The organism is Vogesella lacus (assembly GCF_979366295.1).
Genome location: NZ_CEETQT010000003.1, coordinates 66803 through 91982, shown reverse-complemented (window position 1 = coordinate 91982; position 25180 = coordinate 66803). Strand labels below are relative to the sequence as shown.

At 63.0% G+C, this 25180-nt stretch carries 26 protein-coding genes and 1 tRNA gene; 13 read left to right on the top strand and 14 right to left on the bottom strand.

Annotated features, from left to right (window positions below; all coding sequences use genetic code 11):
- Positions 1-28: 28 nt before the first annotated feature.
- The 5 genes from ispF to ACZ9W6_RS04450 are packed head-to-tail and all read right to left on the bottom strand — an operon-like array spanning position 29 to position 3149.
- A complete protein-coding gene (gene ispF / locus ACZ9W6_RS04470; protein ID WP_465189883.1) occupies positions 29-517 on the bottom strand; it encodes a 2-C-methyl-D-erythritol 2,4-cyclodiphosphate synthase in 489 nt (162 codons plus the stop codon).
- Complete coding sequence (gene ispD, locus ACZ9W6_RS04465; protein WP_465189882.1) at positions 514-1203, bottom strand: 2-C-methyl-D-erythritol 4-phosphate cytidylyltransferase; 690 nt, start codon at positions 1201-1203, stop codon at positions 514-516. Before ispD ends, ispF begins: the two co-directional genes overlap by 4 nt.
- A complete protein-coding gene (gene dnaQ / locus ACZ9W6_RS04460) occupies positions 1200-1925 on the bottom strand; it encodes a DNA polymerase III subunit epsilon (RefSeq protein ID WP_465189881.1) in 726 nt (241 codons plus the stop codon). The genes ispD and dnaQ overlap by 4 nt, the downstream gene beginning before the upstream one ends.
- 23 nt (positions 1926-1948) lie before the next feature.
- Positions 1949-2395 carry a ribonuclease HI gene (gene rnhA / locus ACZ9W6_RS04455; protein ID WP_465189880.1) on the bottom strand — a complete coding sequence of 149 codons (447 nt, stop codon included), beginning with the start codon at positions 2393-2395 and terminating at the stop codon, positions 1949-1951.
- Positions 2388-3149 carry a class I SAM-dependent methyltransferase gene (locus tag ACZ9W6_RS04450; RefSeq protein WP_465189879.1) on the bottom strand — a complete coding sequence of 254 codons (762 nt, stop codon included), beginning with the start codon at positions 3147-3149 and terminating at the stop codon, positions 2388-2390. The genes rnhA and ACZ9W6_RS04450 overlap by 8 nt, the downstream gene beginning before the upstream one ends.
- Here ACZ9W6_RS04450 and gloB point away from each other — a divergent pair.
- Together gloB and ACZ9W6_RS04440 are read left to right on the top strand one after the other, a co-directional pair.
- Complete coding sequence (gloB, locus tag ACZ9W6_RS04445) at positions 3148-3909, top strand: hydroxyacylglutathione hydrolase (protein WP_465189878.1); 762 nt, start codon at positions 3148-3150, stop codon at positions 3907-3909. The two genes, ACZ9W6_RS04450 and gloB, sit on opposite strands and share 2 nt — an antisense overlap.
- Positions 3910-4057: 148 nt before the next feature.
- The gene (locus ACZ9W6_RS04440) at positions 4058-5926 is read left to right on the top strand and encodes a lytic transglycosylase (RefSeq protein WP_465189877.1); all 1869 of its coding nucleotides are present in this window, start codon (positions 4058-4060) and stop codon (positions 5924-5926) included.
- Positions 5927-5991: 65 nt separating this feature from the next.
- Here ACZ9W6_RS04440 and ACZ9W6_RS04435 read toward each other — a convergent pair whose 3' ends face one another.
- The 3 genes from ACZ9W6_RS04435 to ACZ9W6_RS04425 form a co-directional block, all read right to left on the bottom strand.
- Positions 5992-6168: a hypothetical protein gene (locus ACZ9W6_RS04435; RefSeq protein ID WP_465189876.1), complete on the bottom strand. Its 177-nt coding sequence runs from the start codon at positions 6166-6168 to the stop codon at positions 5992-5994.
- A gap of 94 nt (positions 6169-6262) precedes the next feature.
- Positions 6263-6790: a peptide-methionine (S)-S-oxide reductase MsrA gene (gene msrA / locus ACZ9W6_RS04430; RefSeq protein ID WP_465189875.1), complete on the bottom strand. Its 528-nt coding sequence runs from the start codon at positions 6788-6790 to the stop codon at positions 6263-6265.
- A gap of 61 nt (positions 6791-6851) precedes the next feature.
- Positions 6852-7649, bottom strand: a complete 798-nt coding sequence (locus tag ACZ9W6_RS04425; RefSeq protein WP_465189874.1) for an AraC family transcriptional regulator — start codon at positions 7647-7649, stop codon at positions 6852-6854.
- 95 nt (positions 7650-7744) lie between these two features.
- Here ACZ9W6_RS04425 and ACZ9W6_RS04420 point away from each other — a divergent pair, with 95 nt between their 5' ends.
- Complete coding sequence (locus ACZ9W6_RS04420; protein ID WP_465189873.1) at positions 7745-8644, top strand: DMT family transporter; 900 nt, start codon at positions 7745-7747, stop codon at positions 8642-8644.
- An 87-nt stretch (positions 8645-8731) separates the two neighbouring features.
- Here ACZ9W6_RS04420 and ACZ9W6_RS04415 read toward each other — a convergent pair whose 3' ends face one another.
- Entirely contained in the window at positions 8732-9706 is a 975-nt protein-coding gene (locus tag ACZ9W6_RS04415) for an L-threonylcarbamoyladenylate synthase (protein ID WP_465189872.1), read from the bottom strand.
- 323 nt (positions 9707-10029) lie between these two features.
- Here ACZ9W6_RS04415 and ACZ9W6_RS04410 point away from each other — a divergent pair, with 323 nt between their 5' ends.
- The 4 genes from ACZ9W6_RS04410 (at position 10030) to ACZ9W6_RS04395 (ending at position 14067) form a co-directional block, all read left to right on the top strand.
- Positions 10030-10914, top strand: a complete 885-nt coding sequence (locus tag ACZ9W6_RS04410; RefSeq protein WP_465189871.1) for a sulfite exporter TauE/SafE family protein — start codon at positions 10030-10032, stop codon at positions 10912-10914.
- A gap of 136 nt (positions 10915-11050) precedes the next feature.
- Positions 11051-12013, top strand: coding sequence for an HlyD family secretion protein (locus tag ACZ9W6_RS04405; protein WP_465189870.1), 963 nt, complete (start codon positions 11051-11053; stop codon positions 12011-12013).
- Entirely contained in the window at positions 12006-12941 is a 936-nt protein-coding gene (locus tag ACZ9W6_RS04400) for an ABC transporter ATP-binding protein (RefSeq protein ID WP_465189869.1), read from the top strand. Before ACZ9W6_RS04405 ends, ACZ9W6_RS04400 begins: the two co-directional genes overlap by 8 nt.
- Before the next feature lies 1 nt (position 12942).
- Positions 12943-14067, top strand: coding sequence for an ABC transporter permease (locus ACZ9W6_RS04395; protein ID WP_465189868.1), 1125 nt, complete (start codon positions 12943-12945; stop codon positions 14065-14067).
- Here the strand turns inward: ACZ9W6_RS04395 and ACZ9W6_RS04390 are convergent.
- The gene (locus tag ACZ9W6_RS04390; RefSeq protein WP_465189867.1) at positions 14064-14996 is read right to left on the bottom strand and encodes an alpha/beta hydrolase; all 933 of its coding nucleotides are present in this window, start codon (positions 14994-14996) and stop codon (positions 14064-14066) included. The two genes, ACZ9W6_RS04395 and ACZ9W6_RS04390, sit on opposite strands and share 4 nt — an antisense overlap.
- 74 nt (positions 14997-15070) lie before the next feature.
- On the opposite strand from ACZ9W6_RS04390, the gene ACZ9W6_RS04385 reads away from it, so the two are divergent.
- A complete protein-coding gene (locus tag ACZ9W6_RS04385; protein ID WP_465189866.1) occupies positions 15071-16600 on the top strand; it encodes a methyl-accepting chemotaxis protein in 1530 nt (509 codons plus the stop codon).
- Positions 16601-16627: 27 nt separating this feature from the next.
- On the opposite strand, the gene ACZ9W6_RS04380 is transcribed toward ACZ9W6_RS04385, so the two are convergent.
- The 3 genes from ACZ9W6_RS04380 to ACZ9W6_RS04370 all read right to left on the bottom strand — a co-directional run bounded on the left by ACZ9W6_RS04380 (position 16628) and on the right by ACZ9W6_RS04370 (position 18557).
- Entirely contained in the window at positions 16628-16978 is a 351-nt protein-coding gene (locus ACZ9W6_RS04380; protein ID WP_465189865.1) for a translation initiation factor Sui1, read from the bottom strand.
- A gap of 130 nt (positions 16979-17108) precedes the next feature.
- Positions 17109-17193, bottom strand: a tRNA-Leu gene (locus ACZ9W6_RS04375).
- Between the two features lie 80 nt (positions 17194-17273).
- A complete protein-coding gene (locus ACZ9W6_RS04370) occupies positions 17274-18557 on the bottom strand; it encodes an acetyl-CoA C-acetyltransferase (protein ID WP_465189864.1) in 1284 nt (427 codons plus the stop codon).
- Positions 18558-18755: 198 nt separating this feature from the next.
- Here ACZ9W6_RS04370 and ACZ9W6_RS04365 point away from each other — a divergent pair, with 198 nt between their 5' ends.
- Entirely contained in the window at positions 18756-20678 is a 1923-nt protein-coding gene (locus ACZ9W6_RS04365) for a TonB-dependent copper receptor (RefSeq protein ID WP_465189863.1), read from the top strand.
- Between the two features lie 102 nt (positions 20679-20780).
- On the opposite strand, the gene ACZ9W6_RS04360 is transcribed toward ACZ9W6_RS04365, so the two are convergent.
- Positions 20781-21419 (bottom strand): HugZ family pyridoxamine 5'-phosphate oxidase, encoded by a 639-nt coding sequence (locus ACZ9W6_RS04360; RefSeq protein ID WP_465189862.1) that lies wholly within the window; start codon positions 21417-21419, stop codon positions 20781-20783.
- Between the two features lie 182 nt (positions 21420-21601).
- Between ACZ9W6_RS04360 and ACZ9W6_RS04355 the strand changes: the two genes are divergently transcribed.
- The 4 genes from ACZ9W6_RS04355 to ACZ9W6_RS04340 all read left to right on the top strand — a co-directional run bounded on the left by ACZ9W6_RS04355 (position 21602) and on the right by ACZ9W6_RS04340 (position 25159).
- Positions 21602-22339, top strand: a complete 738-nt coding sequence (locus tag ACZ9W6_RS04355) for a sugar transferase (protein ID WP_465189861.1) — start codon at positions 21602-21604, stop codon at positions 22337-22339.
- 1 nt (position 22340) lies between these two features.
- A complete protein-coding gene (locus ACZ9W6_RS04350) occupies positions 22341-23234 on the top strand; it encodes a GlgC family sugar phosphate nucleotidyltransferase (protein ID WP_465189860.1) in 894 nt (297 codons plus the stop codon).
- A complete protein-coding gene (locus ACZ9W6_RS04345; protein WP_465189859.1) occupies positions 23228-24412 on the top strand; it encodes a WecB/TagA/CpsF family glycosyltransferase in 1185 nt (394 codons plus the stop codon). Before ACZ9W6_RS04350 ends, ACZ9W6_RS04345 begins: the two co-directional genes overlap by 7 nt.
- 132 nt (positions 24413-24544) lie before the next feature.
- Positions 24545-25159, top strand: a complete 615-nt coding sequence (locus tag ACZ9W6_RS04340; protein ID WP_465189858.1) for a response regulator — start codon at positions 24545-24547, stop codon at positions 25157-25159.
- Positions 25160-25180: the final 21 nt, after the last annotated feature.

Here is a 25180-nt window from a genome sequence, read left to right as displayed (position 1 = left end):
ATTCGGTATTGGTACAAGGTTGGCCGCATCAGCGACTGGCCGGCACCAGCAGGCAGGCCGCCTGGGTTTCGATCGCTTCGCTGCGTCCCAGATAGCCCAGTTTCTCGTTGGTCTTGCCTTTGACGTTAACGCAATCGACGCTGATCTGCAGCAGCTCGGCTACACGGGCGCGAATTGCGTCGATATGCGGTGCGAGCTTGGGCTGTTGCGCGATGATGGTGCTGTCGACATTCACCAGCTCCCAGCCGGCGGCCCGCACGCGGCGCATCGCCTCCTGCAGCAGCACGCCGCTATCTGCGCCCTTGAACGCCGCATCAGTGTCGGGAAAGTGGCGACCGATATCGCCCAGCGCCGCCGCGCCCAGTACCGCGTCGGTAATCGCATGCAGCAAGGCATCGGCATCGGAATGACCGAGCAAGCCCTTGTCGTGCGGAATCGTCACCCCGCCCAGAATCAGCGGCCGGCCTTCTACCAACCGGTGCACGTCATAGCCTTGTCCGATACGGAACGGGGTCATGCCTTATCCTTTCTTGCTGCCAGTATCGCCCCGGCCAGCGCGAGGTCGCCCGGCCAGGTCACTTTGAAATTCTGCGCCTCGCCCACCACCAGTCGCGGTGCATGGCCAAGCAACTCGATAGCCGATGCTTCGTCGGTAATCGCAGGGTTGGCCGCATCGGCCAGCGCTGTCTGCAGCAGGCCGGCGCGGAACATCTGCGGCGTCTGCGCCAGCCACAGGCCCTCACGCGAAACCGTCTGCGCAATGCGCGCCGCACCATCGCCACGCTTGACGGTGTCGGCGACCGGTTGGGCCAGAATGCCGCCCACCGCGTCGTCACCGATCTCGTCCAGCAAACGCTGCAAGGCCTGCGGTGACAGGCAGCAACGTGCTGCATCGTGCACCAGCACCCAGTCATCGGCGGCCAACGCCAGTGCCGCGAGGCCATTGGCCACACTCTCGGCACGGCTGGCACCACCTACGCGCAGGCATTGCAGCTTGGTCTGTGGCCAGTCAAAACTGTCAAACCACTCGTCGCCCGGCGAAATCACCACCACGACAGCGTCAATCAAAAGGTTGGCCGCCAGTACGGCGAGGGTATGCGCGAGCAGCGGCCGGCCGTTGATGTCGAGATACTGCTTAGGAGTGGGCGAACCGAAACGGCTGCCATGGCCGGCAGCCGGCACCAGCGCGATACGGCGGCTCATGCGCCCTCCGCCGCTGGCGGGTTTTCAATGCTACGCCACAGGCAGCTGCCCTTCACCGACTTGTCCAGCGTATCCAGATACGCCGCGTGTTCGGTCAGCTCGTTTTCGTCCGGCGCCAGCACCAGCAGGGGCTTGCGCTCGAAGCTCAGATCCAGCGCACCAGCCCCGTCGCCCTCTTCGCTGACCACGTCCATCATCAGGCTTTCCTGACCACGGGTCATCCACAGGTAGACATCGGCCAGCAGTTCGCAGTCGATCAGCGCGCCGTGCAGGGTACGGTTGCTACGGTCGATTTCAAAGCGGTCGCACAAGGCATCCAGGCTGTTGCGCTTGCCCGGAAAGCTGTCGCGCGCCATCGCCAGCGTGTCGATTACGCCACCACACAGTTTATCGACCGGGGCCATGCCCAACCGGCGGAATTCGGCATTCAGAAAGCCGACGTCAAACGGCGCGTTATGGATAATCAGCTCGGCACCATCAATAAAGCTCGCCAGCTGTTCGGCCACTTCGCCAAAGCGCGGCTTGCCATCAAGGCTGGCCAGCGAGATGCCGTGCACGCGCTCGGCGTCCGGATCGATATCGCGCTCGGGGTGGATGTACAGATGCAGATGGCGGCCGGTCAGCTTGCGGCCAACCATCTCCAACCCGGCAAATTCGATGATGCGATGACCCTGGTTAGGATCCAGGCCGGTGGTTTCGGTATCGAGAATAATCTGACGCATAGCAGTCGCTTCCTTGCCCTGACTCAGGCCGACAGGCTGTCAACGCCGGCATTGGCCAGCGCATCGGCACGTTCGTTGAACTCATGGCCGGCGTGACCCTTCACCCAGCGCCACTCGACTTGCGGGTGGCCGTTGCGCAAGTCGTCCAGACGTTGCCACAGGTCGGCATTTTTTACCGGCTCCTTGCTGGCGGTGCGCCAGCCGCGCGCCTTCCAGCCGTGTATCCACTCGGAAATGCCTTTTTGCACATACTGCGAGTCGGTGTAGACCACGATATGGCACGGGCGCTTCAGCAATAACAAACCCTGGATGACCGCCATCAGCTCCATGCGGTTATTGGTGGTATTGTGCTCGCCGCCGAACAGTTCTTTTTCCTGCCCCTTGTAGCGCAACAGCACGCCCCAGCCGCCCGGGCCCGGATTACCCTTGCAGGCACCGTCCGGATAGATCTCGACAATGGCTTCAGTCATGTGGTTTCTCGTGTTGATGATGAACGGGGCGCGGCTGGCGATCGCTGCTGCCGCTGACCAGCAGCGACGGGGCCGGCTTGACGGCCTCCCAGCGCGGCTTGATCAGCCGCATGCCACGGCGACGCTTTACCGCCACCTGGCCGTAAACGCCGGACAGCGGTGCGCAGCACATTTCGCCAAACTGCTCGATGAACTGCCAGCGCTGCCGCCACTCGCGCCGTTCCAAGGGGGGCGAGTATGCCATGAAACGGGTCTGCTCGGCTTCCAGACCCAGTAGTTCGAACCAGTCTTCCACCCGTCCCTGCGACAGGAAATTACCCGACCACGGGCAGCCGGTCCGGCCATGCAGCCAGCGACAAGCGCCCCACATCGAGTGCGGGTTAAAACCGGTCAGCACCAGCCGCCCTTCCGGCAGCAACACCCGCTCGGCCTCGCGCAAGACCTGATGCGGATGCTCGGTGAAATCCAGCGCGTGCGGCAATAACAGCAAATCGAGGCTATTACTATCAAATGGCAAGGCATGGCTGTCGCAATGCACACCGGCATCACCGTAGTTGGCCGCATAGCCTTTCCACGGAATGCGGTTATCGGCAAGCAGGTCCACGCCCGGCAAGCCCAGTTGCACGGCACGAAAACCGAAAGCATCCTGCACCGCTTGCGCATAGAATGCCTGCTCCCGAGCCAGCAAGTACTGCCCGAGCTCGGAAGATGCCAGCCAGCGGCCGAAAACCGCCATTTCAACAGGATTACGCATGAGCGACATTGCCGCTATCACCCCTCTGAAAGCCTTTGCTGATAATTATATCTGGGTTTTGCATGACGACCGTCACGCCGTGGTGGTTGACCCCGGCCAGAGCGAGGTCGTACTGGCTTTTCTCGCCGAAAAACAGCTGACCCTGAGCGCGATCTGGCTGACCCACGGTCATCATGATCACGTCGGCGGCATCGCGGCCTTGCGCGAGTTTGCCCCTGCCTGCCCTGTTTACGGCCCGGCCTCGCTGGTCGAAGTGACCGAGCCGGTAATGGAAGGCAGCGAGCTGGCCAGCCCGCTCGGCCCCTGTCGCGTCTACGAAACCCCCGGCCACACGGCCAACCATCTGGTTTATCACTGCGGCCAACATCTGTTCTGTGGCGACACCCTGTTTGCGGCGGGCTGCGGCCGGCTGTTTGACGGCACCGCCGCCCAGCTGATGCACAGCCTGCAAAGGTTGGCCGCATTGCCGCCCGACACGCTGATTTATCCGGCGCATGAGTACACGCTGTCCAATCTGCGTTTTGCCGCTACGGTCGAGCCGGACAATGCCGTGATCCGCCAGCGTCAGCAGGATTGCGAAACGCTGCGCGCCGCCGACAGGCCGACCGTGCCCAGCCTGCTGTCACTCGAATTGCTCAGCAATCCCTTCTTGCGACACCAGCACGCCGGGGTCAGCCAGCAAGTACAACGACACACGGGCTGCACCGCCGATGCGCTTGGCGTATTTTCGGCATTGCGCGAATGGAAAAATCGTTTTTAATCAATCAACAGCCCCGCCATCAATAATGTTGCTTTTGGCGAAAACCATACAGGATTGCTCCCAAGTAACCAATGCTTGCAAATTGCCAATTGACGTTGGCAAGTTGCGTGGTAGCATTCCGCGGATAAGCTTTGCCCAGGCGCGCACCATGAAAAAAACCGCTCTCGTTATCTCTTCCCTGTTTGCTCTGGCCAACTGGGCACATGCCAACCAGGCATCCGTGACTTTTCCGGCCAGTGTGGCAGTAGATGACGGTCTGGCGGCCGGCCTCGACATGATGCTGTCCAACACCAGCCAGCTGCGAAATGGCGACAACGTCTGGCAGCGCGCCCGCGAAGGCTTCCAGATCCCCGAGGTCAACCCGGAGCTGGTTCGTCAGCACGAGCGCTATTTCACCGCACGTCCCGATTACCTCAAGCGCACGCTGGATCGCAGCCGCAAATACCTGTTTCACATCCTGAATGAAGTCGAGCGCCGCGGCATGCCAACCGAGCTTGCCTTCCTGCCAGTGGTAGAAAGCTCATTCGTGCCGACCGCGCGCTCGCCGGTTGGTGCCGAAGGCCTGTGGCAATTCATGCCGGCAACCGGCCGCGATTTCAATCTGGAACAAACCTGGTGGTATGACGGCCGTCGTGATGTGCTTGAGTCCACCCGCGCCGCCCTCGACTATCTGCAGCTGCTCAACGATCGTTTCGGCGACTGGAACCTCGCACTTGCAGCCTACAACTGGGGGCAGGGCAATCTTGGCCGGGCTATCACCCGTGTACAGTCTCGCGGCGAAGAAGTCAGCTACGAAAACCTGACACTGCCGGCCGAGACTCGCAATTACGCCCCCAAGCTGCTGGCGATCCGCAACATCATGGCCGATCCGGCCAAGTTCGGCCTGCGCATCGACGTACTGCCGAACAAGCCGGCCTTTGTCGCCGTCAGCACCGGCAAACACATGAATATCGAGATTGCTGCCAAGCTGGCCGAAACGCCGCTGACAGAAATCAAGGAGCTGAATCCCGCTTTCAATCTGCCAGTCTACGCTCACAAGAGCGGTCGTCAGCTGCTGCTGCCGGCCAACAAGCTGCACAACTTCGAGCGCAATCTGGCCAAATGGGACAAGCCGCTGCTGACCTGGCAGGTGCATGTCGCCGAGGGTGATCAGGACGCCAGCCAGCTTGCCGAGCGTTTCGACATGAATCCGAACGAGCTGATTGCCGTCAACCGTCTGCAAGGCAGCCGCAAGATCGCCGCGGGCCAGCCTTTGCTGGTGGCTGCGGCCAACGTTCGTGACGAATCCTCCGGCTTTGACACCACACCGGATAGCGCCCCTGCGGCCAGACCCGTGGCACCGGACCAGCCGGTAATCATCCAGGTTGCCGCCAGCAAACCGGCCGCACCCGTCATCAAGCCGGCTGCACCGGTAGTCGCCCCCGCACCGGCACCGCTACCGGCTCCTGTTGTCGTGGCTGTCGCCAATACGCCAGTCGTACCAGTCAATACCGGCACAAGCGAAGCAGCAGTCGAAGTCCGTACCGTGCGCATGCAGCAACAGCTGCCTGACGGCAGCCCGCGCATCGTCAAGGTTGCCAACGCAGTTACCCCGCCTGCCAGCCAGCCACCCGCTCCCGAATTGCCAACCCGTCCGGTTACCCGTGTCGAACAGCATATCGTGGCCACTGGCGATACCTTGTTCAATATCTCGCGTCGTTACAGCATGACTGTGGCCGAACTGAAAAACCTGAACGGGCTGGATGATGACACCCTGAAGCTGGGGCAGAACCTGCGTGTGTTTGGCGAAGCACTGGGCAACGCTCCGGTCAGCAATATCCTGCCGGTATCTGCAACCGTTTCTGTAAGCAGCAAAATCCCGGCAAACACCTACACCGTCCAGGCCGGCGATACCGTCTACAGCATTGCGCGCCGCTTTGGCGTGCACTTCAGCGACATTCAGCGCTGGAATGCGCAGATGACGGCCTTCCAGATTCAGCCAGGACAAGTGCTGCGCGTCAGCGGTCAGGGCCTGTAATCCGGCAAACAATAAAAAACAGGGCAGACCATCGGTCTGCCCTGTTTTTTTTATCCCTATTCGTTTCAGCGCTTGCCGAAATGATACGGCGACAGGCTGTAGAACGGGTTCAGCGGATGCCAGCCCTTGAGCATGCGCCGCTCTTGCGGCAGGCGCAGATTACCGTGCCACAATACCCAGGCACCGCCCAGCAGTGCCGAAACAAAACCCGTCAGCAGAAACAAGACGATAAATTGTGCCATGATTGCGTCCTCCGTTCAGATATTGGCATTATCCTCCACCGGGCCACATTTGCATTTCACTTAAACGGCAGCAAGCTATTGATTGGCGACATCTTTAACGCTGCAGATAATCGCTGAACAGCTGGCGGAATTTGGCGAGTTTCGGCGCAATCACCGCCATGCAATAGCCGCCATACGGGTTGTCGCGATAGTAGTTCTGGTGATGTTCTTCAGCCCGGTAAAACTGCCGGAACGCGGCCAACTCGGTCACGATGGGCTCGCTGAAATGCATGGCCATCTCGGCCAGCACTTCTCTGGCCGTCGCCAGCTGCGCCTCGTCGTGATAGAGGATGATGCTGCGATACTGGGTTCCCTGATCTGCCCCCTGCCGGTTCAGCGTGGTCGGATCGTGGGTCGTCAGGTGAATGCGCAAGAGATCGGCATAGCTGATCAACTCGTCATCAAACTGCAGCTGCACCACCTCGGCGTGGTCGGTATTACCGCGACAGACCGCCTCGTAGCTTGGCGCATCCCCCTCGCCGCCGGCATAGCCGCTGCTGACATCGCTGACGCCGCGCAATTGCTGGAATACCGCCTCGGTGCACCAGAAGCAGCCACCGCCGAATGTTGCTGTTGCTTGCATTGTGTTCTCCTTGCTGCCCCGTGCAGCCCTGTGGTGATCAGTCGTCCGGACGGGCCGGATCTTACGGCAAAGCGCGTGCCAGATGCTGGCAACGTCGCTGATACTGCTGTGGCGTCTGCCCCAGCTCGCGCACGAACAGCGCGATAAAGGTCGAGGCACCGGCATAGCCCAGCTCGGCGGCGATATCGCCCACCTTACGCCCTTGCTGCAACCAGACCTGTGCCTGCAGCAGCCGTGCGCGCTGCCGCCATTGTACAAAGCTCATGCCCAGCAATCGCTCGAAACGCCGCGCCAGGGTGCGCTCGGTACTGTAAAGCCGCTGTGCCCATTGCGACAGGCTGGTGGTATCACCCGGCCGCTCGCGCAGTGCATCCAGCAAAGGAGCCAGCAGGCGGTCGCGGCTGTCGGGCAGATAACGCTGCTCGGCACCCGCGCTTTGCAGATGTGCGGCCAACAACCGGGCTTGCAGACTGTCCAGCTCGTTGCTGGCCTGTTGCACGCTGCGCGCCGAAAAATCGTCCAGCAAGGCACGAATCAGCGGGCTTTGCCGGATCTGGCACGGCCGGGCCGGCAATAATGCCGCCACCTCGGCCGACAGATACACCGACTGGTAATCCATCGCCTCGCGGATATGCGCACCGTGGCTGACATTGGCTGGAATCCACACCAGATAGTCCGCCGGTACCCGCCACTCTTCCTCGGCAAAGGTGAACTTCATCACCCCGACGCTGATGCGGTTCAGCTGCCCCCACGGATGCACATGCGCGCTGTAGTCGGTGTTGGCCGCAAACTGCGCGTAGCGGAAATACATGGGCGCTGGCTCGGGCAGCGCCAGATCGGCAGGCAGGTAGTCGTGCATCTTGTCCGGTTTCGTGACAGTTTATGTCTGAAAATCATTATACATCGCAAAACAGTCAGCCCTACACTGGCAGCCATCGCTTACCGGAGCCTACCATGCCGATGCTGTTTCCCTTGTTTGCCGTCCTGATCTGGGCCGGCAATACCGTGGTATCCAAGGCCGCCGCCAGCGTGCTGGACCCTGCCGCCATCTCGCTTTATCGCTGGCTGTTGGCCGCACTGGTGCTGACACCGCTGATGCTGCTTCCGCTGTGGCGACAGCGCGCTGCCATTCGCCCGTGGCTGCCGCGCTTTGCCGTGCTGGGCCTGCTGGGCATGGTTGCCTACCAGTGCCTCGCCTATTACGCCGCCCATCTGACCACCGCCACCAATATGGGGGTGATCTGCGCGCTGATTCCGCTGTTGGGCCTGCTGCTGAATACCGTGGTGTTTCGCCAGAGCATGAGCGGTAATAGCGCCATCGGCGTGGTGGTCTCGCTGGCTGGCGTGCTGTGGCTGCTGGGCCAGGGTAATCCGGCCAGTCTGCTGGCGCATGGCATCAATCCCGGTGACGGCCTGATGCTGATCGGCTCGAGCGCCTATGCCTTGTATGGCATCCTGTTCAAGCGCTGGTCGCCGCCGTTTGGCCAGTGGCTGAATCTGTATGTGCAGATCCTGCTGGCCCTGCTGGTGCTGCTGCCGCTGGCAAGTACGGCTAAATCGCTGGCGATCGCGCCAGCCGCCTGGCCGCTGGTGCTGTTTGCCGGCATTGCCTCGTCGATTCTGGCCGCCTATTTCTGGATGCAGGGTCTGCAACGCCTTGGCAGCGATCGCACCGCCATCTTCATGAATCTGCTGCCGCTGTTTACCGCCTTGCTCGCCAGCGTGCTGCTGGGGGAGACCATTCACGGCTACCACTGGCTGGGTGGCGGCTTGATTCTGGCCGGGGTGATGCTGAGCCAGCGCAAGCAGCCCTTGTGGCCGGCGCGACGCGAAGCCGCCAGCAACAAGGCTTGAACAAGGTTGGCCGCCAGCCTTGCGGCCAACCTTGCCAACAAGAAAGGGAGCCTCGGCTCCCTTTCTTGTTTACTGAATCACAGGCAATCACAGCGCCGGCGCGGCCAGTGCTGCGCGATTGAGACGGTCACGCACCGCCAGCCAGTCGTCGGACTCTGGCAAGCGTTCGACCAGCAAAAGATCACAGCCCGACAGATCCGCCTCGTGCAGCAAGGCATACAGCTCGCGTGCGCAATCCTCGGCGCTGGCCGGCAAAGTCCAGTGACAATGCGCCGGCACAGGGTTGGCCGCAAACGACAGCACGCCGACGCGCTGCGCCCCGGTAGCGGCCATCAGCGCCGCCGCTTCGGCGGCATCGGCAAACAGATAAGTCGGCGTGCGCGGCGCATAGTGCGACGCCAGCGCGCCCGGCACACGCGGCGCCTCGCGCGCCGGTTGCTGCTGCACCTCAAGATACGGTGCCAGCATCTCGGCGGTAATCGCACCCGGGCGCAAGATCGCCGCCTGCACCGAGCTCAGATCCAGAATGGTCGATTCGATGCCGACACCACAGGCACCACCATCGACGACGGCGTCGATACGCTCGGCCAAGCCCTGCGCCACGTGCTCGACCGTGGTCGGGCTGATGCGGCCAAACGGATTGGCCGATGGCGCGGCCAGACCACTACCCAGCCGCTGCAGCACGCCCAGCATCACCGGATGCGCCGGCATGCGCACGGCGATGGTCGGCTGGCCGCCAGTCACCAGCGGTGTCACCTTGTCACCCACCGGCAATACCAGCGTCAGCGGGCCGGGCCAGAAAACCTCGGCCAGCTGTCGCGCCAGCGGTGGCACCTCGGCACACCAGTGCGCCAGATCATCCAGATGCGCGACATGCACGATCAGCGGATGATCCGCCGGCCGGCCCTTGGCAGCAAAAATCTTGCGTACAGCCTCTGGCTGGGCCGCATCGGCCGCCAGGCCATAAACCGTTTCGGTCGGCAATGCGACCAGGCCGCCGTCCCGCAAAATGGCGGCCGCCTCGTCCAGCCCGGCCGGGCTGGCATCCAGAAACTTCATCATATTGATTTCAAAACAGAAAAAAGCATAGGCAAGGGAGATGGATCCTGATCGCGGCGAAAATATTCCCTGCCTGCGCCCACAAGCCGCGACCCGGCATGATACCTGTTGCACGGCAGCAGCGCACGACTGGCTACCGTACCGACGGCCACATCTGCCACATCCGTACCAAGCCCCCGCCATGCCGGCTGGATAGGCAATGAAAACAGGCATTTGCAACAGCGGCCAACTTATGCAAATTCATGATAAAGAAAGCACAAATCAAGATTTTGAAGCATAAGAAGGCCAGCTACACTGCAGCCTCATTCACGCATCTGGCCCATACCATGCTCCATCGCTTGCGCCGTCACTGGACGTTCTATTCCGTCCTCGCTGTTGTTGCCACCGCCGCCCTGATTCACATGGCCGGCGTGCTGCATCTTGGCGAAGCGGCCACCCATCTGAGCATCACGGCGGCCGGCTGGACATCCGACCCGCTGTTCTGGACCTTCATCGCGGTCGGCTTTGCCGCGCAAATCGTTGATGGTGCGCTGGGCATGGCTTATGGCGTCACCGCCAATACCGCGCTGATTTCGGTTGGCGTACCACCGGCCGCGGCCAGTGCCGGTATTCATCTGGCCGAGATTTTCACCACCGGTGCCTCCGGCCTGTCGCATCTGAAATTCGGCAATATCGACAAGGCACTGTTCAAGCGTCTGGTGATTCCGGGCGTGCTCGGCGGCATTTTCGGCGCGGCCATCCTCGCCTATGTCGATGTGGCCATCATCAAGCCGCTGGTGTCCGGCTATCTGCTGATCATGGGCGGCTACATCCTGCTGAAGGCGATGCAGAAAATCGGCGAACGCAAAGAACCCAAGCGCATCGGCCCGCTGGCCTTTCTCGGCGGCACACTGGATTCCATTGGCGGCGGCGGCTGGGGCCCGGTCGTTACCACCTCGCTGATCGGCCGTGGCGGCACGCCGCGCACTGTGATCGGCTCGGTGAATGCGGCCGAGTTCTTCCTGTCGGTGGCTGGTGCGGCTTCGTTTGCGGTGTTTATCGGCGTGTTCGAGCAGATGCAGCTGATCGCTGGTCTCGTGATCGGCGGCATGATTGCCGCGCCGCTGGCCGCCTACACCACCCGCTATCTGCCGGCGCGGGCGCTGATGTTCATCGTCGGCATCCTGATCTCAGGCCTGTCGATCTGGAACATCATCAAGTTCCTCGGCTAAGTTGGCCGCAACAATCCCCAAAGGCGCGAATCTTCGCGCCTTTTTTCTTGCGCGCTCGCAAAGGCAGGGCGAGGGATGACATGACATAATCAGCACAGGCTGGCCATGACGCACAGCCCGCCACCGGAGCTGCATCATGAAAAACGCCCTGCTGCTGGTCCTGCCTGTGCTGGCAGCCTGTACGCCAGCACCCACCCCGCCAGACACCCTCACCGGCTATATCGAAGGCGAATACCGCTACCTTGCCGCCCCGCTTGCCGGCTATCTGCAAGACTTGCCGGTAGCGCGAGGCCAACACGTCAGCGCCGGGCAATTGCTGTTCCGCCTCAGCGCCGATAACGAGCGCTACGCCAGCGAAATCGCCCGCGCGCAAGGCGAGGCGGCCAACGCCCGTGCCGACAATCTGGACAGCGCCCAGCGCCAGCCGCAGCTGGCGGCACTGGCGGCCAACCTTGCCGCGGCGCAAGCCGCCGAACAGCTGGCCAGCCAGACCCTGCAAAGACAACAACAGCTGGCAAAGCAGGGGTTCGTTTCGAATGCGGTGCTGGACAACGCCCGCAGCGGCCTTGAGCAGGCACGCGCCCAGCGCGAAGCCGCCAGCGCCCAGCTGCAGCTGGCGCGCCAGCAGATCGGCCGCCCGGCCGAAGTACGCGCCGCCCGTGCCGATGCCAGTGCCAGCGCCGCCAATCGCGCACGCCAGGATTGGCTGCTGGCACAGCGCGAAGGCAAGTCGCCGGCTGGCGGCGTGGTGTTTGACAGCTATTACCGCCCCGGCGAATGGGTGGCTGCCGGCCAGCCGGTGCTCAGCGTGCTGCCCGACGATGGCCGGTTGGTGCGTTTTTATGTTGCCCAGCCGCAATTGGCCCAGTTCCGCCCCGGCAGCCGTATCCGTGTCAGCTGCGAGGCTTGCGGCCAACCCTTCAGCGCCCGCATCGACTATCTGTCGCCACAGGCCGAATACACGCCGCCACAGCTGTACAACCGCAGCCAGCGCGACAAGCTGGTTTTCCGCGTCGAGGCACGGCCGGATGCCAAAGATGCTGCGCGACTGCTACCCGGCCAGCCGGTAGATATCAGCGCGGAGGCCGGACATGGCTGAACGCGAGCTGGTTATCGATGTCAGCGGCCTCAACAAGCATTTCGGCCCGCGACATGTGGTCAATAATCTGGCGCTGCAAGTTGGCCGCGGGGAGATTTACGGCTTTCTCGGCCCCAATGGCAGCGGCAAGACGACCTCCATCCGCATGCTGTGCGGCCTGCTGACCCCTGATAGCGGCAGCGGCCATTGTCTGGGCTTTGATGTGCTGCGCGAAAGCGGCGAGATCAAGCGGCGCGTCGGCTATATGACGCAGAAGTTTTCGCTGTGGGAAGACCTGAGCCTGCGCGAGAATCTCGATTTTGTCGCCCGCATGTTCGAGGTGCCGGACCGCAAGCAACGCGTGACGCAGACGCTGGAAGAACTGGGCCTCGCCGGGCGGCAACAGCAGCTGGCCGGCACCCTGTCCGGCGGCTGGAAGCAGCGCCTCGCACTGGCCGCCTGCCTGCTGCACCAGCCGCAATTACTGCTGCTGGACGAACCGACCGCCGGGGTTGACCCCAAGGCGCGGCGCGACTTCTGGGAGGAAATCCACCGTCTGGCCGCGCGCGGCATCAGCGTACTGGTGTCCACCCACTATATGGACGAGGCCGAGCGCTGCCATCGCCTTGCCTATATCGCCTACGGCAAGCTGCTGACCCACGGCCGCGTCGCCGACATCATCGCCGCCCAAGGCCTGGCCACCTGGCAGATTGCGCTGCCGCACAATGACAGCCTGCTGGCCAGCCAGCTGCGCCAGTTGCCGGCGGTCGAGCAGGTCGCGAGCTTCGGCAACACCCTGCACATCAGCGGCCGTGACCATGCCACGCTGGCGGCCAGCCTGACGGCGTTCTGCCGGCAACACGCACTGATGCTGACGCCGGCCGAGCCTTCTCTGGAAGATGCCTTCATGCATCTGATGAACAGCGCTAGCGACCCGATGGAGGCTTGAGATGCGCGGATTTTCCTTCAGCCGCTGGCTGGGCATCCTGATCAAGGAATTCACCCAGCTCAGACGCGACCGCCTGACCTTCGGCATGGTGGTCGGCATTCCGCTGATCCAGCTCTTGCTGTTCGGCTTTGCCATCAATAGCGACCCGCGCCATTTGCCGACGGCGATCGTGCAGGCCGAGGCCGACCCTTTTGCCCGCAGCTATGTGGCGGCGCTGCAGAACAGCAACTACTTCGCCATACACGGCACGGTCAGCGAACAACAGGCTGCCGAGCTGCTGCAGCGCGGCGAGGTGCAATTCGTGCTGACTTTTCCGCCCGGCTTTCACCGCCAGATCGTGCGCGGCCAGACGCCGGCCATCCTCGTCGAGGCCGACGCCACCGACCCGGCGGCAACCTCCAGCGCGCTGGCGGCGCTGAGCCATCTTGGCAATCAGGTGCTGGCCGCCGACTATCCGGCGCTGCACCACAGCGCGGGCAAGCCGGCGGTGCAATGGCAGGTACAGCGCCGCTACAACCCCGAAGGCATCAGCGCCTACAACATCGTGCCTGGGCTGATGGGGGTAATCCTGACCATGACCATGGTGATGATGACCTCGCTGGCGATGACGCGCGAACGCGAGCGCGGCACCTTCGAGACCCTGCTGGCGACGCCGGCCACGCCGCTGGAGGTGCTGACCGGCAAGATCATGCCTTATGTGCTGATCGGGCTGATCCAGGTCACGCTGATCCTGTTGGCCGCACGCTGGCTGTTTGCGGTGCCGATGCTGGGCAGCCTTGCCCTGCTGTACGCGGTGGTGTTGCTGTTCATCCTCGCCAATCTGACGCTGGGCATCAGCTTCAGCGCGATGGCGCGCAATCAGCTGCAGGCGATGCAGCTGACCTTTTTCTTCTTTTTGCCATCCATGCTTTTGTCGGGTTTCATGTTCCCGTTTCGCGGCATGCCGGAATGGGCGCAAGCCATCGGCCAGCTGCTGCCGCTTACCCATTTTCTGGTACTGGTTCGGGGCATCCTGCTGAAGGGCAACGGCCTCGCGCTGCTGTGGCCGCAGCTGTGGCCAATCGTGCTATTCATGCTGGTGGTGCTGCTGCTGAGCGTGAAGAGTTATCGCCGCACACTGGATTAAGCGGCCACAAAGGCCGCCATCTGCGCATACGCCCTGTCGCAGGCTTCGGGCACCAGGCTTTCCAGCAAGAGATAAGCGTGAATCATGTCTTCGGCACAGTGATGGCTAACTGCCACCGCGCTTGCGGCCAACTTCTGCGCATAGGCCGCCCCCTCGTCGCGCAAGGGGTCGAGGCCGGCTGTCAGGATCAGCGTCGGCACATGATCTGCAGTGATGTCGCCCAGCAAGGGCGAGGCGGCGAGACGGTCGGCATCCGGTGCGAAGTAATGATCGAAATACCAGGCCATGCGGCTGGCTTCCAGTAGATAGCCCTGACCCAGCGCGCTCACCGACGGCAACACCATGCGGTAATCGACGCTAGGGTAAATCAGCATGAGCTTGCTGATGGCGAGGCTGGCATCGCGCTGAGCCCTCTGCGCCAACGTGGCAGCCAATGCCGCGCCGCCCGAGTCACCGGCCAGTACCGGCGCACCAGCGGCAAAGCGCACTCCCAGCGCCTGCAAGGCAGACTGCCAGCCGCGCAGCACCGTGGCGACATCATCCCGCGCCGCCGGGTAGCGGCACTCGGGCGCGAGGCGATATTCGATCGACACCACCACGTGGCGCAGTTGCTTCGCCAGCCGCCGGCACAGCGGGTCGTAGCTGCTGACACTGCCCGCCATATGGCCGCCGCCGTGGCAATACAGCAGCACCGGCAGCGCCTCGTCCGGTGCCGGATGATAAACGCGCACCGGCACCGCATAGTCACCCGCCACCATGGTCTCGTTCACCCACGGCAACTCGGGGCCGGCCGGCACATAGGCGGCAATCAGCCGTGCCAGCGCCTCGCGCGCACCTATCGGTGTCAGCTTTTGGCCTGCGGCCAACCTTTGCGCCGTAATCAGATTGATTTGCGCCAGCCAATTCGCCAGTTGCGGATGCAGTGACATACGCCTCCCGAAAAACTATAAAAAATGAAATCACCACCGGCAGCCCCTCGGCTTGCCGATGACGGAGTGCAATCATGGCCCTGACGCTCAAACAACGTCTGTCGCTTTTCGGCGCCCTGTTACTGCTGACCCTGATGCTGGCCAGTGCGCTCAACTACCATCAACTCGGCCAGCTGGAACAGCAGATTCGCAGTGAAAGCCAGCGCATCAATAGCCTGAACGACAGCATGCTGACGCTGCGTACCGCCCAGGTGCACTTCAAGATACAGGTTCAGGAATGGAAAAACATCCTGCTGCGCGGCAACAATCTCGAGGCCTTTGGCCGCTATCGCCAGCAGTTTGACCAAGAAAGTGCCGAGACCGACAAGCTGCTGCAAGAGGTAGAAGGCCGTCTGCCGCAATTGGGCATTCGTGATATCGACATTGCCGCCATCCGCCAGTCGATGAAAGTGCTCAACAGCGCGTACCAGCAGACGCTGCTCGACTTTGATCCTGAGCGTGCAGAGATCGGCAAGGAAATCGACCAGCGCCTGCGCGGTGTCGATCGCGCCAGCAACAGCATGCTCGATGAAGCCAGCGAGAAACTGCTGCAACACCATCTGGCCGCCAGTGCAAGGCACGACGAGCAGCAGGCCGATGCCTTCCGCCATACCCTGCTGTGGACAGGCAGTACCCTGCTGGCACTGGTCATTGTCAGTCTCGGCATCCTGCTGTTGCTGTCGCGCCAGCTACTGCGTGAAATCGGCAACGACCCGCGTGCCGCACGCAAGCTGCTGGCCCGTATCGCCGACGGTGATTTGCGCAGCCCGCCACTGCCGGCCCCGCGCGGCTCCATCCAGGACAGCATCAACCAGATGAGCAGCAAGTTGGCCGCCACGCTGGCGCATGTCCAGGAAGCCAGCCAGCAGCTGGTCGCCGCGGCCGGCCAGCTGACCGACAGCTCGCAACTGCTCGCACAAAGCAGCATAAACACCGCCAACAGCGTGGAAGAAAGCGCCAGTGCGCTGGATGAGATGGCCACGTCCATCATGCTGGCCAACGAAAACACCAGCAGCACCGCCCGCATCGCCAGCGAGGCCGCCAGCCATGCCCAGCGCGGGCAGGAAATCATGCAGGAAACCGTCAGCCGCTTGCGCGACATCAACCGTGAAATCCTGCTGGTGGACGATATCGCCTACAAGACCGGCCTGCTGGCGCTGAATGCCGCCATCGAGGCGGCGCGGGCCGGCGAGCATGGCAAGAGCTTTGCCGTGGTCGCAGTAGAAGTACGCAAGCTGGCCGACCGCAGCCTGCAGATAGCCAACAGTATTGCCGAGGCGACCCAGAGCAATCTTGGCCAGGCCGAAACCGCCAGCCGAGCGCTGCAGGACATCACCAGCGGCAGCGACCAGACCTCAACACTGGTGCTCGAGATCAGCGAAACCAGCCGGCAGCTGGCCGATGGCGTCAGCCACATTTCGCAAGCCATCCAGCAGATGAACAGCGCCACCCAGCAGAACGCCTCGATCAGCGAAGAGCTGGCCGCCACCGCCGAGCAGGTCAACGGCATGGCCAGACAACTGGAACAACAGATAGACAGTTTCAAACTACCAGACCAGCGCTAGCGGCCGGCTGGTTGTCAGGCAACCGCCTCAACCGCGTTTGGTGCTAAAGCCACGCTGCTGCAATTGCGCCAGCAGCAGATCGACATGATCGCCCTGCACCTCGATCACGCCGTCCTTCACCGTGCCGCCACTGCCACAGGCACTACGCAAGGCCTTGCCCAGTGCGGCCAACTCGTCAGGCAGCAACAGCACGCCCCGCACCAGCGTCACCGTCTTGCCACCGCGCCCCTTGCGCTCCAGCGCCACCCGCACCACACCGTCGCCCTTGGGCAGCACCGCCTGGGCACAGGTGCACGCAGCCTGCGGCTGACGACAGGCCGGACACATCTGGCCATGTTCGGTGCTGTAAACCAGCCCGCCCGCCTTGCCATAACGCATGGTTCTCTCCCGCACTTCTCAAAAGCGGCATCAAAACATGGCAAGGCACAAAGGTAAAGCCGTGCACGGCTACGCCAAGGCAAACAAAAAACCCGCCACGATTGCTCGTTAGCGGGTTGTTTGTGTTGTCTGGTGCCCGAGACCGGAATCGAACCGGTACAGCCGAAGCCGAGGGATTTTAAGTCCCTTGTGTCTACCAATTTCACCACTCGGGCACAGACAGGAGGCGGATTCTAGCCGAAAGCCTGTCGGGCGGCAATGCTGGCCAGCTATAGCCAGGGTTGGCCGCAAAGCCTTAGCGTTCGAGAATCGCCGTCACGCCCTGGCCACCGGCGGCGCAGATGCTGATCAGGCCACGGCCACTGCCTTTTTCGGCCAACAGTTTGGCCAGCGTGGCCACCACGCGGCCACCGGTGGCTGCAAACGGGTGGCCGGCGGCGATGGAGCTGCCATTCACATTCAGACGGCTGCGATCGATGCTGCCCAGCGCGGCCGACAGGCCCAGCTTGTTGCGGCAGAAATCGTCAGACTCCCATGCGGCCAGCGTGCACAGCACCACGGCGGCGAAGGCTTCGTGGATTTCGTAGAAGTCGAAGTCCTGCAGCGTCAGGCCATGTTTTTGCAGCATGCGCGGAATGGCGTAGGCCGGGGCCATCAGCAGGCCTTCGCGCTCGTCGATGTAGTCGACGGCGGCGACTTCGCCGGCGGTGATGTAGGCCAGAATCGGCAGATTATTGGCTCGCGCCCAGTCTTCGCTGGCCAAGAGCACCGCCGAGGCACCGTCGGTCAGTGGCGAGGCGTTGGCCGCAGTGATGCTGCCGCCATTACGGGCAAAGGCGGGCGAAAGCTTGGCCATTTTGTCGAGGCTGCTGTCGGCGCGCAGATTGTTGTCGCGCGTCAGGCCGTGATAAGGCATCACCAGATCGTCGAAAAAGCCGCGGTCGTAGGCTGCGGCCAACTTCTGGTGGCTGGCCAGCGCCAGCTCGTCCTGCGCCTGGCGGCTGATGCCGTAGCGCTGGGCGGTCAACTCGGCGTGCTGGCCCATGCTCTTGCCGGTGCGCGGCTCGGCGTTGGCCGGCAGTTCGGGCTTGAGGTTGGCCGGATTCAGCAGACGCGGCAGCAGCTTGAGCCTGGCGGCGGTGCTGCGCGCGGCGTTGATGTCCATCAGCGCGCGCTGCAGGCCACGGCTGACCGCCACCGGCGCGTCCGAGGTGGTGTCGGTGCCGCAGGCAATACCGGCGTCGATCTGGCCCAGCGCAATCTTGTTGGCAATCAGGATGGTGGCCTCAAGGCCGGTGCCGCAGGCCTGCTGGATGTCGTAGGCCGGCGTATGCGGGTGCAGGCCGCTGGACAGCACGCATTCGCGCACCATATTCCAGTCGCGCGCATGTTTCATCACCGCGCCGCCGACCACCTCGCCCAGCAGCTTGCCTTGCAGGCCGCACTTGTCGACCAGCCCTTTCAGGGTGTCGGTCAGCATGGTGCTGTTGGACAGCTGGCTGTAGGCGGTGCCGGAGCGGGCAAACGGAATACGGTTGGCGCCGACGATGGCGACTTTGCGGGGTTGGCCGTGCAGCATGGTGGGATTCCTCGTGTGTGCGTTTGCCCGTGTTGGCCGAGCTTGATCTCGATACAGTAAAACACTTGTTTGAATTTTGCGCAAACCACGGCTGCGGCGATGAGCCAGCCTCGCCGCCTGACTGCTGCGACAAAATGCCACATTCCGGCTGGACCTATCCCCTACTAGCATTGCGGTTTTCTTGTGCGGATAGCCCTCATGCCGAAAACCATATTGCTGATGCTGCCCCTGAGCCTGGCTGTAGGCCAGGCCTGGGCCGAGCAAGCGCCAACTCAGCTCGATGCCATCATTGTTACTGCACCGCACATCGTGCGGCCGCTGCACAGCCAGATCGACCCGCAACAGGCCGCACAGCCGGTGGCCGCACCCGATGGCGCCGCCCTGCTGAAAACCGTGCCCGGTATCAGCGTGATCCGCAAAGGCGGCGCCAGTGGCGACCCGCTCTTGCGCGGGCTGGGCGGCTCGCGGTTGGCGATTCTGGCCGATGGTGACTATCTGTACGGTGGCTGCGGCGGCCGCATGGACCCGCCAACCGCGTATATCTTTCCTGATGCCTACGACAAGATCGACATCATCAAGGGGCCGCAGTCGGTGCGTTATGGCAGCGCGCTGATCAGCGGGGCGGTGAATTTCAGCCGCGAGCAGCCGCGCTTTGCCGAGGGCGGCAGCAAGGGCCAGCTCAGCGTGCTGACCGGCAGCCGCGGCCGGCTGGATGCCTTTGCCGAAGCCAGTGCCGGCAACGAGCAGGCCTATGTCCGCGCCATGCTCAGCCACAACCGTGGCGCTGATTATCACGATGGCGATGGCAAGGCCGTGCACTCGGCCTTCGAGCGGCGCAGCGAGACGCTGACCGTCGGCTTTACCCCGGCCGATTACACCCGCATCAGCCTGACTGCCGACCGCAGCCGTGGCGAGGCCGCCTACGCCGACCGCATGATGGATGGCAGCCAGTTCGACCGCGATGCCTTTGCCTTCAAGCTGGAGCAACAAGCGATAAGCCCGTGGCTGGAAGCGGTGCGGCTGCAGGCTGGCCGCAGCTATGTCGATCACATCATGGACAATTTCAGCCTGCGTAACGGCACCGCCGCCGCCATGCGCCGGCTGAGCAATCCCGATCGCCAGACCGACACCGCCGCCATAGAGGCCGATCTGGCGCTGGGCAGCTACGCACTGACTGTGGGCAGCAATTACCAGTTTGACCGCCACCGCTTTCGCAGCGGCACCGACTATGCCGACAAGGCTTTTGTCGCCGACCAGAGCTTTGTCAGCCAGGGTTACTTTATCGAGGGCAGCCGCGCCATCCACCACGGCAAATTGCTGGCCGGCTGGCGACAGGATCACACCCGCGCACGTTACGATCAGGATGCGGCCAACCTTGCCAGCACGGTACAGGACTACCGCACCCGCGCCGGCTTTGCCCGTTACGAGGGGCAATGGGGCAGCTGGCAGCCTTATGTCGCCCTCGGCCATGCCGAACGCACGCCCGACTACTGGGAGCGCAACCGCAGCAAAAGCCTGCGCCCGGAGCAAAACAGCCAGCTTGACCTTGGCAGCCGCTACCAGCACGGCAACTGGCAGGCCAGCTTCAGCGGCTATCTGAGCCGCATCGACGACTTCATCCTGATCCAGTCCGATGGCCAGGCCCGCAATATCGACGCACGCCGCTACGGCTTCGAGGCGGAGGCCAGCTGGCGTCTGGCTGCGCAATGGCAGGCACGTGCCAGCCTCGCCTACAGCCGTGGCGACAACCGCAGCGACCAGCGACCGCTGGCGCAAACGCCACCGCTGGAGGGCAATCTGGGGCTGATGTGGGATGATGGCCAGCTGGCGTTTGGCGGCAACTGGCGACTGGTTGCGCCGCAGCACCGCTTTGCCGCAGGCCAAGGCAATATCGTCGGCAGTGATATCGCCGCCAGCAGCGGCTTGGGCGTGCTGGCCCTGCATGCCGGCTGGCGCGCCGGCAAGCAATGGACGCTAACCGGCGGCATCGACAATGTCTTTGACAAGACTTATGCCGAGTTTGTCAGCAAGGCCGGCGCGATGGTGGCCGGCTACGCGCAAAGCACACGGGTCAACGAGCCGGGACGCTCGCTGTGGCTGAAGCTGCACGGCAAGTGGTAAGAGTATTCGCGTAGCAAAGGTCAAGGCCGCGCCTGCGGCGCGGCCTTGACCTTTGTCATTGCAGATCGGCTCGACACAAGCTTGGCCGCAAGCTGATTGGCCTTATGCCTTCAGCAGTGCCTGGGCGGCCGCCAGCACATTGCCGCTGCCGACCGGCTCGGCAAAATCCAGACGCAGACGGCGGCCGTGCTGCTGCAGATCCAGCCCGAAACAATCCACCCCCAGCAAGCGCTGCTCGGGATATTGCGCCGCCAGAATCGCCAGCGTCGCCTCCTCCACCGCACCGTCGAGCACTGGCAGCCACTGCCAGCTGTCGGCCTCTTGCCAGCCCATCTGGCCAAAGCCGCCGATATAGCGCACGCGGCGCGGCTGCAGGCGGAAGAAATTGAAATCACCCAGCTCGAGATAATCCTCGAATTCGGGCTGGTAGCGCAGCAGGCGCTGGCGTGTCAGCGCATCAGGTGACTGCGCGTACAGATCACCAACTATCGTCATGCGCCGTGCGGTCAGCGTTTCTTCGGCCGATTCGTTGAACAGCATGCTGACGCGGCCATCCAGCCGCACATTGCGGCAATGCTCGGCCAGCTCGCTCATCAGCACCCAGGGCTGGTGAGCGCTATCCAGCGCAAACGGCAGCACGGTGGCAAAGGGGTAGCCCGGCACCGCCTGCGAATGAGTGGCCAGCGCAATGCTGTCGCAGGCATGCAGCAGGGAAAGACTGTCGGCGAGCGGTATTTTCATGATGCGGTATCCCGTCTGGCTAATACGGAAAGCTTAACCCGCGACTTTGCAGCCGACAATGTTGGCCGCACCCGCGATGGGCTATGCGCCGGATCTGGCCGCAGATAAATCTTGGAAAATGATAAAAATGATATAAAACAAAATAGTGATACAACGCTGTGCGACTTCCCGAGGAGCAAATCATGGCCAAGCCCACCACCCCGCTACCTGCCAGCCTGCAAGCCGACATGACTGCCCGCAGCCATCAGGCCATGCGCCAGCGCTTTGAACAGCCGGCCGTTGCCAAGCCTCGTCCGCGTGCCGACTTCTGGCGCACACTGGAAAACCGCCTGCGTCGTGCCACCGATATTGCCGTGGCCGGCAGCGCGCTCTTGCTGCTGTCGCCGCTGCTGCTGGCCGTTGCTGCTGCGATCAAACTCGAGGACGGCGGCAACCTGGTGTATTCGCAATTACGCGTCGGCCAGCGCGGTCGCCTGTTCCGCATGTACAAGCTTCGCTCGATGATCCCCAATGCCGATGCGCAGAAAGCCCTGCTGCTGAAGCAGAACGAATCGGCCGGCGGTGTGTTGTTCAAGATGCGCCGCGACCCGCGCATCACCCGGGTTGGCCGCATTATCCGCCGCTTCTCGATAGACGAGCTGCCGCAACTTTGGAATGTGCTGCGCGGTGATATGGCCATCGTCGGCCCGCGTCCGGCGCTGCCAAATGAAGTCGCCAAATACAGTCCGCACGACCGCCTGCGCCTGTGGGTCAAGCCCGGCCTCACCTGCCTGTGGCAGATCGGCGGCCGCAGCGATATCGACTTTGCCGGCCAAGTGGCACTCGATATCGACTACATCGGCCAGCAGTCGCTGCTGACCGACTGGAAAATCCTGCTGGCTACCCCGCAGGCAGTCATCAGCGGTCGTGGAGCTTACTGAAATGAATACCCTGCACGCCCGTCTTTGCCAGGGCCAACATCATGCCGCGCTGGCCAGCCTGCTCAACGGCCGCCCGGCCGCCGACCTGCCCTTCATGAACCGCTCGCTGTGGCAGCAGTTTCTGCACCTGCTGGCCGCACTGCAGGTCGGCAAGCTCAGCCTGCACCTGCCAGACCAGGACTTGCCGGATCTGGACGAGGCGCAGACCTTCGGCATCGAAATCACCGGCTGCGAGGCCGCCAGCAGCATGCAGGCACTCGCCGGCCAACGCATGCTGGCGGATCGCAGCGAGCGCGAGCTGCTGCTGTCACTCGATTGCCTGCCCTATCAGGCCTCGCTGCAAGCCATGCTGGCCGTCAGCAGCCAGCATCATCTGCAAGGCATCAGCGTGCCTGACCGCCAGCTGGTCGCCATCGCCCTGGCACAAGATGCACCGTGCCACGCCTGGCTGGAAATCGGTGTCGAACCGGTGGCCGAGCTGGATGGCGTGATGCGCTATTACGAGGCGCATATGCAGGCGCTCGCACATCTGCCGCACTGGCAGCGTTACGAACGGCGCATCGGCGAACAGATGCTGGCCGGCCATCATCTGAAACTCGACGAAAGCGTGCTGCTGGATGATGCGCTGTTGCTGGGCGACTTTGTGCGGGTCGAGGCCGGCTGCGTGCTGCGCCAGAGCGTGATCGGCCATGACTGCCTGATCGGCGAGAACTGCGAGATCGACCAAAGCATCATCCTGCCCGGCAGCCACATCGGCGGCCATATGCATCTGTACCGCAAGATTGTCGATGGCAACCGCGTGATCGACCCCTTCCGTCACTGCATTCTGGTGATAGACGACCCCTTATTGCTGAGCCATACCCACCATCACGGCTGGAGGATGCAGACATGCTGATCGCCCTGTTCGAACGCCTGCTGGCCGCCCTGTTGTGGGCATTGCTCTATCCGCTGTGCCGGCTCAAGCCGCTACGCCGTGTACGCACCATCCGGCTGCATGGCCCGCTGCAAAGCACCTTGGCCTATCGCTGCGAGCGGCGCTGGCCGCGCGGCCACTGGCTGTGGTGCCTCAACTATCTGGATGTGCTGCGCGCGATTGCCTGCGGCCAACTGCGGCTGACCGGCCCGTCCATGATATGGCAGGCACAGGCCAGACCAGCGTGGACCCGCTGCCATCGCCGCCCGGGGCTGCTGTCGCCCGGCGGCCTGCTGCGCCGGCAAGGTCTGTCACTGGACAGCGCCGAGGCCGATCTGCTGTTTTGCCGCCACCCCGGCAAGCGCGCACGCCTCACACTACTGCTGCGCTATGCGCTGTGCTGGCTGCTGCCACGTTGCCGCCAGCATGGCAATACGCTGCAGATCATGGGCACCCGCCTCGACAACCTGACCCTGCCACAAGCCATGCTGCGTCTGCGTACCCTGCTTGCGCGGCGGCAAGGCTGCCAGCAAGTGGCTTTTGCCAATGCCGACTGCCTGAATGCGGCCAACCTTGATGCGGACTATCGGGCGATTCTGCAACGCCTGCCGCTGGTGCTGCCTGACGGTATCGGCGTGAAGCTGGCCGCCGCCTGGTTTGCCCGCCAGCGCCTGCGCTGCAATCTGAACGGCACCGACCTGTTTCCACATCTGCTGGCGCTGGCCGAGGCCGAAGGCTGGTCGGTCTTCCTGCTCGGCGGCCAAGCTGGCGTCGCCGCCGACTGCAGCCAGTGGGTGCGCCGCCACTACCCGCGCCTGCGCATTGCCGGACATTGCCACGGTTTCGAATCTGATCCTGCCATCCTGCAAAATCTGGCCGCCTGTCAGCCGGATGTGCTGCTGGTCGGCATGGGCGCACCACGACAGGAAAAATGGATAGCCCGCTATCAGTCGCAACTGCCCTGCCGGCTGGCGATGGGCGTGGGTGGCTTGTTTGATTACTACTCGGGGCGCATTCCGCGTGCACCGGTGTGGATGCGCGAAATGGGGCTGGAGTGGGTGTTCCGTCTGTATCAGGAGCCTAGCCGGCTGTGGCGGCGCTATCTGCTGGGGAATCTGCGCTTTCTGTGGCAGGCCGCCCAGCGCCGCGCGCATCACTGAAACCGCACGAGCTGCCACGCAACAGCCGGCAACTTCGTCGAAAGGGGCATCGGGCAAAGCGCTTTCCGTTCGCCAGATAAAAGTCGTATTCTGTGCAAAATATGATAACAATTAAAAAACGGAACAATGACCATGCCAAACAAACAGACCGATTTGCTCAGCACACGAGAGGCGGCCAGCCTGCTAGGCGTCTCGCTCAGAACCATCCAGCTGTGGGTGGAGAGCGGCGTGCTGCGCGCCTGGAAAACCGCCGGCGGCCACCGCCGCGTATCGCGTGACTCGGTGGACAAGCTGCTGCAGGAAAAACAGCACGCGATCCAGCCCGAGGCCGACAGCGCCGTCCAGGCTGACAAGCCGGCCCGCAAGCGCGTGCTGATCATCGAAGACGAACCGGACCTGCTGAAGCTCTACCGCCTGCTGATTGGCGGCTGGGGGCTGGATGCCGACATCGTCACCGCCTGCAACGGCTTTGAAGGGCTGGTGCAGATCGGCCAGCAGCGGCCAGACATCGTGATTACCGACCTGATGATGCCGGGCATGGACGGCTTTGCCATGCTGCGCTCGCTGAATGCCAATGCCGACTTCAACGACCTGCATACCATCGTGGTGACCGCGATGAGCGCGGCTGATGTGCACGATCAGGGCGGCCTGCCGGAAGGCTGCACGCTGATGCACAAGCCGCTGGACTTCACTGCACTGCGCCAGCATGTCGAATCCTGGCTGTCAGGCACCAGCCAAAGCGCATAGCCGCCAGCCGGCGAAAGGGGG